This window comes from Sinomonas humi (assembly GCF_000802235.1).
In the GTDB taxonomy this organism is placed as follows: Bacteria; Actinomycetota; Actinomycetes; order Actinomycetales; family Micrococcaceae; genus Sinomonas; species Sinomonas humi.
In genome coordinates this window covers 1-7,228 of the sequence record NZ_JTDL01000085.1, presented here as the reverse complement: position 1 = coordinate 7,228, position 7,228 = coordinate 1, and the positions used below count along the sequence as shown (strand labels likewise).

Here is a 7,228-nt window from a genome sequence, read left to right as displayed (position 1 = left end):
TGGAGGACACGCTGGCTTCAAGCACTCAGGTGCCGCCCGGCGGAGCAAGCTAGACGGTTATGTGCCATAACCGGTGTGTCGCTCCCGGCAGGGGCCGGGTGCTTTGACAGACTGGCGTCTGTGGCCCGCGGGTGCGGGTCGCTGCGCTGGGCATGGAAGGGCGGTGGGGCAGTGGGGGAGGAGCAGGGTTCGGGCCGTCGTTCCGGGCGCCGCCGCCGTGCGAACATCGAGGGTCCGACGCTGTATGTGCGGGTGTCGATGTCGGAGGCGGAGCGGGCGCGCCTGTTCGCGCTGGAGGAGCGGACCCGGCGCAGTGCGTCGGAGATCCTGGTGTCCGGGGCGCTGTACGCGCGGAACGCCGAGTCGCTGGCCGAGCGCCGCGCGCTGGCGTCGGAGCTGATGGCGGCGCGCCGCTACCTCGCCGCGCTGTCGAACAACGTCAACCAGCTCGCCCGGCGCGCGAATGCCACCGACGAGTTCCCCGAGGAGGCCCGCGTCGCCCTGGCTCGGGTGCGGGTCATTGCCGAGCGGATCAATGGGCTTGTCGAGGGGCTGGGGCGCTGATGATCCCGAACGTCACCAAGGGCGAGCGGATGGCCGGGCTGATCGTCTACCTCGCCGGCCCGGGCCGGTCCAACGAGCACACCGACCCGCACCTGGTGGCGGGGTCCGCGCCGATCATGGCCTGGCACAACGACGACCAGCTCAACCGCGACGCCGCCCTGTCGATCGCCCGGGAGCTGGATGCGGCGAAGAACGTCCTCGGCACCGAGGTGACCGGCGGGCACGTCTGGCACTGCTCGCTGAGCCTGCGGGCCGAGGAAGGCGACCTCAACGATGAGAAGTGGGCCCAGATCGCCCGCGACTTCATGGACGCGATGGGGTTCACCGAGGCCAGCGGGAAGGCCCCGGTGTCGTGGGTCGCGATCCGCCACGGGCACAGCAAGGCCGGCAACGACCACATCCACATCGCGGCCTCGATGGTGCGCGAGGACGGCACCAAATGGTCCAGCCACCTGGACTTCAAGCGCGCCCAGGACATCGCCCGGGCGCTGGAGAAGAAGCATGGACTCGAACAGCTCTCGCCCGTGTACGCGGCCCGCGGCCTGCGCCCGGGCGAACGTGAGGCCGCACAGCGCCGCGGAGCCGAGGAGCCCGAACGCCGGTCCCTGGCCCGCAAGGTCCGCGCCTGCGCGGGGGCAGCGCAGGACGAGGCCGAGTTCGTCCGCCGCGTCCGCCGCACCGGCGCCCTGATCCGTCCCCGCTACGCCGCCGGGCGCGACGACGTCGTCGCCGGCTACTCCGTGGCCGAACGGCCGCCGAAGGGCGTGCGCCCGGTCTGGTTCGGCGGCGGGCACCTGGCCAAGGACCTGACCCTGCCCCGGCTGCGCACCGCATGGCACGACACACCCCAGGCCGCGACCGGGGCCGTGGCCGAATGGGGCGCCGCCGCACGCGGACGCCGCCCCGTCCACGCCGGGCGCGAAGCCCACGAACCCGACCCGCAGCTGTGGGAGCAGTACAGCGAGGAGGTCGCCAGACTGCGCGAGACCCTGCGCGCCGTCCCGCTCGAGGACCACGCAACCTGGGCGCACGCCGCCCGCGAGACCGCCGGCGCTTTCGCCGCCTGGTCCACCGCCACCGAACCCACCCCCGGCCCCCTGGCCGCGGCGGCCGACGAGCTGTCCAAGACCGCCCAGCTGCGCCGCCACCCGGTCCGCCCGATCAGGACCGTCGGACCCTCCGCCCGCGGCGCCTCGCTGGTGCTCATGGCCGCGGCCATGGGCGGGAGGGGAACAGCCGCCGAGGCGATCATGCTGCGCCAGCTGCTCAACGTCGCCAAGGCCATCCACGACATGCACAAGGCATCAGACGATCTCCGCCGCGCACGCCAGATCCACGACCTCGTCAAACACCAGCTCAGCCACGTCGCCGCCGCCCTCCCACACGTCCCGGAGACTAGCCCGCCCGTGGACAGGGAGGCAGCCGAGGCCGTCCGCGCCAGTGGCGCCGGCCAGGCCCCGGCCCGCCCCACCGGGCCGGTGCTGCCGGCCAAGTACGAGCCCGCGCGGACGCACGCGACCAGCCGGGGCGGGAGCGCCCGCCCGGACATCGAAAGATAACCAGGAGGGGGAACGATCATGAGCGAAGCCGACGGCATCGACGAGGCCATCGAGAGCATGTCCCGGGTCGGGCTGACCATTGCCGGAAGGCTCGGCGAGCAGCTCGCACGCGCGCAGGAGCAGGCCCTGCGCCGCGCCCAAGCCGCCCAAGAGCAGCAGGCCCGCGAGCTGCAGGCGCGGTTCGACTCCGAGCGCGCCGCGGCCCGCGCCCAGCTCGCCCCCGTGATGGACAACAGGTGGTGGGACACCGCCAGCGGCCGCGACGTCGAACGCGTCCACGAGACAGCCACCGCCTGGAAGGACCACGACCCCACGGCCCGCAGCGCGGCCGAGACGATCCGCGACCAGGTCCAGCGCCGCTACGGCCTCGACCTGGACAACCTAGCGGCAGACGAAGCCTCCGTCGCCGCAGCCCTGGCCAAGGCCGAACGCGACCGCGAACAGGCACAGCAGGAACGCGCCAGCGGGCGCGACGACACCACCCAGGCCCTCCAGCTGCTCGCCGAAGCCGACAGGGAAGACCACGACCGCGAACAGGACGCCGTCAGCGAGAACCAGCACCCCGAAGCCCTGCGGGAAGAGGCCAGCCTCGACTACGACTCCGCCGAGCGCCGACACCAGCTCGCAGCCAGCCTGGAAGGCGTCGCCGACCGCGAAGCCGTGCAGGCACGCCTCACAGCCGACAAAGACCAGGCCACACACCCCAGCACGGCCGTCTCCACAGCACCCGCGCGCAGCCCAAAGGCCCGCAGGACACGCGGGGCAAGCAGCCAGACAAAGCTCGTGCAGAAGGGCATGAGCCGCTGAGGCCCAACGCCGGCGGAGGGGCCAACACCAGACCATCGCTCCCGTCCGCGCACCGCAGCCATCTCCTTCTCACCCTTCCCTCCTTGATTCACTATGAATCAAGCTCTAGAGTGGGACCAGGAAGGGGACTGCGATGATCACCGAGGACCGCGACCTGCGCCAGCTGCACCACCAGGCTGTCCAGCGCCATGCCCGTGCCCGCGTCGACGAGATCGACGAGCTCCGCGCTGCGAAGCAGGCCGCGGACCGGGGGCTGCCTCAGCGCGAGATCGCCGAGCTCCTTGCGACGAGCCAGCCACGGGTGCACCGGATGCTCAAGGCGCTCGAGCGCAGCGGGGGGGAGGTCCCGGTGACCCCCGAAGAGGTGATCCTCCGCGCGGTCGCATACGACACCGCGCGAGCCGACATGGTCGAGGAGCTCAGCCGCTTCACGTACACGTTCGGCGAAGAGGCTCCCTACCCATTCGAGGGCAGGGTCCCAGGAACCTGGGACCAGGTCGTGAAGGCCCTCGCGACCGAGATGATCAGCCGCGAGGAGTTCGAGAAGATCCGGTCGGCCGTTGGGCGGTGACCGCGAGGCGGTGTTCGCCGCGCTCGAGGACCTGTACCGGCCAGAGGGAGGCCTCTATGTGGCTCCCAGAGAGCTGGCGGAGCACTTCGACGACGCGATGATTGCCCACCTCGTCCGCGAGTATCTCGACCTCCAGGGGGAGGTCGTGGCCGAGGGCAAGGCGGTGGTCGTCAGTGCGGGCCCGCCGGGGGCTGGGAAGTCGGGTGCCCTCGGTTCCCTCGACCTGCGCGGGTACCGCGTCATCGACCCGGACGCAGCGAAGGACATCCTCATCCGGCATGCTCTGGACGCTGGCCTGCTGGACTACCGGCTGGGCTTCGGGCTTCCGGACGGGGATAGCGTGCACCCGCTCGAGCTCGCGCCGCACATCCACTCCCAGTCCACACGGCTCACCGACCTTGTACGACAGATCTGCCTCGACGCTGGCGAGAACATCGTCATCGATGGAACCCTCGCCTGGCACCGCCTGCCCGAGGTCTACATTGGCGAGCTCTACCGGGCGGGCTATGAAAACCTGGATGTCGTCTCGATCGAGCTGCCTCTGGAGGTCGCGTCCGCCCGGGTCCGCGATCGGTGGTGGGTCGGCCGTGAGCGGGCCCGCGGGCAGACAGTCTCCACGGGCTCTTGGGCGGTCGCTTCGTCCCCGAAGAGGGCATCAGACGCTGCTACCCCGCCCCGGACGCCGAATCCGTCTGCTCCGCCAACGCCCGCGTCCTTGCCGAGCGTGCCCAGGACGAACTCGGCCGGGGAACGCTTCACCGGTTCATTGTCCTGGACCCGGATTCCGCGCCGATTCCCGCGTGAAATACCTGGCTTCGGCACGATCGCAGGCCTGTCGTCGAGGGGTGAGGAGGCGACGGCCTGTGGGCCTCCGGCCGGATTCTCGCGAAGAAATGGGACAGCGGACGGCCCCGATAGCGGGCTCGGTCGGCCCGTTCCCAGGAATGGACCCCTGGGGACAGCAATGACGGGACCAGACCGGCCAACCCGGCATGCAGGCAGGTGGAACGATCGTCACCCACGACTGGTCCGAGGCCTGCTGTCCTCGACCATCCGCCCCACCCGGGAGAGCGGGAGCGACGATTACCGCGGAGAGGGTCAGGGCTGATGAAGCGTCAGAGGGCGACCGAGCTAATCCACCAGGTCCTCGCCCGCGCCAACCATGGCGAATGGCCTGCCAGCCTCGTCACGGAGATCCGCATCTTCGGCTCGTATATGCGAGGGGCTCTGGAGCCTGGAGATGTCGATCTCGCGTATGTGATGGAGGGCCGAGGCGACAAGCGGTGGGAGCAGCACTTCCTGGACTCCATCTTCCGGGGCGGCGACTCCCAGGCGATTGTGAGGAAGTCCCTCCGAGGGTCGTCCAGGAGCGTTTCGCTGACGCTCTTCGAAGAGGGCAGCTACGACGAGGTCCCCATGATGGTGCTCTGGCGGCGAGGCGAACCGCTCGAATTGGCGACAGCCCGGCTCGAGTCCATCGAACCTGACCCGGCAGCCGGCAAAGCGCCGCGCACCGCCATGACAGCTGCCTTCGAGGGCCTGGACAAGCATCTGGCGCTGTTCATTCGGGAGGAACTGCTGGAGCTCGAGGCGGCCGGTGCCATCAGAATGCGGCAGATCGAACTGCACGACGAGGACGAGGCCGACCTCGAGCTCGACCCCGACGCCCGGTATCTCCAGCTTGAACAGCGATGGGGCCCGGAGAGCCCGCTTCGCAGGGCGGCAGCCGCCGCCCTCCGCCATGTCCAGGAACAGCGCGGATCGCTGGGGCCGGTTGACCTGCACGGGCGGCGGATGGACAGATCGACGGAGGGCTCAGTTTTCGTCGACCTGAAGCTCCGATACTTCGACAGCCTCCTGGGGTGCATCGGCGGCGACTGCGAGGAATGGATCGAGGTCGTGCATCCGACCCGCAAGGGCCGCCTGCTGGCGCTCGTGATCGAGCCGGGGGACAGGGCGGCCCAGGAGTCCTGGCAAGCCAAGTCGGCCTGGGACCGTTTCTTCCGGTGAACATCGTTGGGTGAGCTTGAGTGCTCTTGGACCGCTTCTATGACCGCTAGGGCGGGCCGGGCGAATCGCGGCGCGTTGGTGCAACGGGTCTAGATCCTCGCACGGAAATGGGGCAAAAGACCCGAAAGACCCTATCGCCCCGCGTATTGCCGTTCGACGCAGAAGGGGGCGTTGGGGTGCACCTCAGTGCAATTGCGGCGCGGACTTGCTTGCTGCGTTAGAGGGGCAGGGAGGAATCCGGTGCTGGAGGTCGAAGTAGCCAGAGGACACGGAAGAAGGCCGAGTTGGCATGTTTCTAGCCGCTTCCACTATCGATGCGGTCTCGAACACTGAATCGCTTCGAGGGTCTCCGCTGACGAGCAGGACAACGAAGCCCTCGTCGAGGAGGGTTCCGCTTTAGGCGAAGTCACGAGACGACGCGGAGTCCGGGAGCCGGCGACAATCGCCCGAGGACGGGGCCGATTGTCCGGCGCGGCAGTTGGTCTCTGGGTCCCACCGAGGTGGATTGAGGAGTAGCTGGCGGCGTCATCGGATGCCGAGTCCAAGTGGGCGGCGGCTTGGGGTAGAAGGCATCTTTCAGGATTTCATCCGACTGGGCCTATTCGCTGCACATCAGCGGCCGGATTCGAGGCTTGGCGTTTTCCACTATGCCAGTGGTCATGTTCTTGGAAGGCACTGTGGACAGCGTGGATGGCTGCTTGCATCATTGGGCTCCGTTCCTCGCCGTGCCTGCAGCACACTGCCATTTCGTAGGTCAATGGCTCTCCCTCGATCGGACGCCACGATACGTTTCCGAGTCGGCGGGCGTCGGTCTTCGGTATAAACGTGATTGCGCGGCCTGATGACAGCACAGACTCGACCATGAGGGCGGGAGCCCTTTGGTTGCCCTGCTTGATCGTGTCGGGCCGGAATCCGTTTTCTATGCAGGTCGCAATGATGTGGTCGTACATTTCCGGTGCAATTCTGCGAGAAAACATGAGAAGGGTTTGGCCTTGCAGCGCTGATAGGGGGATCGGCCCATCGCCGGCGAGCGAGTGGTCTGGCGAGACAGCGACGCCGAGGCTTTTCCACAATGGAGGCGACATCCAGAGGCCTCTCCCGTCGATGGGGAGGCTCAGGACTCCAATGTCGAGGCTGCCGGCAAGAAGAGCTTGGTGTTGATCGGCCGTGTAGGCCTCCGACCAGTCGAGGTTGACGTGACCCGCGGCGAATCGGTCCTGAAGAGCGTGCAGGACCTCTGGTGTCGTTTCACTCGTCAGTCCAATTCGCAGAGTTTGGTCGACCTCAGCCGGCAGTGCCATTGCCTCGAGGGCTTCGTCGAATGCTCGAAGGACCTCTCTAGCATGAGGCAGCAGTCTTTGCCCATGAGGTGTGAGTTCGACCGACCTACTAGTACGGGTGAACAGCTCAACCCCGAGTTCGTCTTCGAGGTCGGCGATGCGTTTCGACAGGGGAGGTCGGCTCATGTGCAGGCGGCGCGCAGCCCGCCCGAAGTGAAGCTCTTCCGCGACCACTGTGAAGTAACGGAGGTGGCGAATATCCACATGTCAACGGTACCATCCCGGAACCAATTAGTGCAATATTGGTAATGGACCACTCAAATTCGATGCTTATTCTTGGAAAGCACAGCCGGTCGGACTGATTCCGAGATGTCCCCGCAGCACCGAGGAGACAAGCGGCTTGCCTCTACACCTTGGACAGAAGCGATCTCGAAGAA

At 67.9% G+C, this 7,228-nt stretch carries 7 protein-coding genes; 6 read left to right on the top strand and 1 reads right to left on the bottom strand.

Going from position 1 to position 7,228, the window contains the following annotated elements; translation table 11 throughout:
* Nucleotides 1-171 precede the first annotated feature (171 nt).
* The 6 genes from mobC to LK10_RS06905 all read left to right on the top strand — a co-directional run bounded on the left by mobC (nt 172) and on the right by LK10_RS06905 (nt 5,511).
* Entirely contained in the window at nt 172-564 is a 393-nt protein-coding gene (gene mobC / locus LK10_RS06930) for a plasmid mobilization relaxosome protein MobC (protein ID WP_043121597.1), read from the top strand.
* The gene (locus LK10_RS06925) at nt 564-2,123 is read left to right on the top strand and encodes a relaxase/mobilization nuclease domain-containing protein (RefSeq protein WP_043121594.1); all 1,560 of its coding nucleotides are present in this window, start codon (nt 564-566) and stop codon (nt 2,121-2,123) included. Before mobC ends, LK10_RS06925 begins: the two co-directional genes overlap by 1 nt.
* Nucleotides 2,124-2,141: 18 nt before the next feature.
* Nucleotides 2,142-2,930 (top strand): hypothetical protein, encoded by a 789-nt coding sequence (locus tag LK10_RS06920; RefSeq protein ID WP_043121591.1) that lies wholly within the window; start codon nt 2,142-2,144, stop codon nt 2,928-2,930.
* 133 nt (nt 2,931-3,063) lie between these two features.
* A complete protein-coding gene (locus tag LK10_RS06915; protein WP_052207054.1) occupies nt 3,064-3,501 on the top strand; it encodes a winged helix-turn-helix domain-containing protein in 438 nt (145 codons plus the stop codon).
* Nucleotides 3,491-4,609: a zeta toxin family protein gene (locus LK10_RS20785; protein WP_052207053.1), complete on the top strand. Its 1,119-nt coding sequence runs from the start codon at nt 3,491-3,493 to the stop codon at nt 4,607-4,609. Before LK10_RS06915 ends, LK10_RS20785 begins: the two co-directional genes overlap by 11 nt.
* On the top strand, nt 4,609-5,511 hold the full coding sequence (locus LK10_RS06905; RefSeq protein WP_043121589.1) for a hypothetical protein: 903 nt from the start codon (nt 4,609-4,611) through the stop codon (nt 5,509-5,511). The genes LK10_RS20785 and LK10_RS06905 overlap by 1 nt, the downstream gene beginning before the upstream one ends.
* 584 nt (nt 5,512-6,095) lie before the next feature.
* On the opposite strand, the gene LK10_RS21245 is transcribed toward LK10_RS06905, so the two are convergent.
* Nucleotides 6,096-7,055, bottom strand: a complete 960-nt coding sequence (locus tag LK10_RS21245; protein ID WP_081998350.1) for a LysR family transcriptional regulator — start codon at nt 7,053-7,055, stop codon at nt 6,096-6,098.
* Between the last annotated feature and the right edge of the window lie 173 nt (nt 7,056-7,228).

Bases quoted from the DNA above. Each gene is read 5' to 3' on its own strand.
- LK10_RS06925 (WP_043121594.1), top strand. From the start codon at position 564: ATGATCCCGAACGTCACCAAGGGCGAGCGGATGGCCGGGCTGATCGTC.
- LK10_RS06920 (WP_043121591.1), top strand. From the start codon at position 2,142: ATGAGCGAAGCCGACGGCATCGACGAGGCCATCGAGAGCATGTCCCGG.
- LK10_RS06915 (WP_052207054.1), top strand. From the start codon at position 3,064: ATGATCACCGAGGACCGCGACCTGCGCCAGCTGCACCACCAGGCTGTC.
- LK10_RS06905 (WP_043121589.1), top strand. From the start codon at position 4,609: ATGAAGCGTCAGAGGGCGACCGAGCTAATCCACCAGGTCCTCGCCCGC.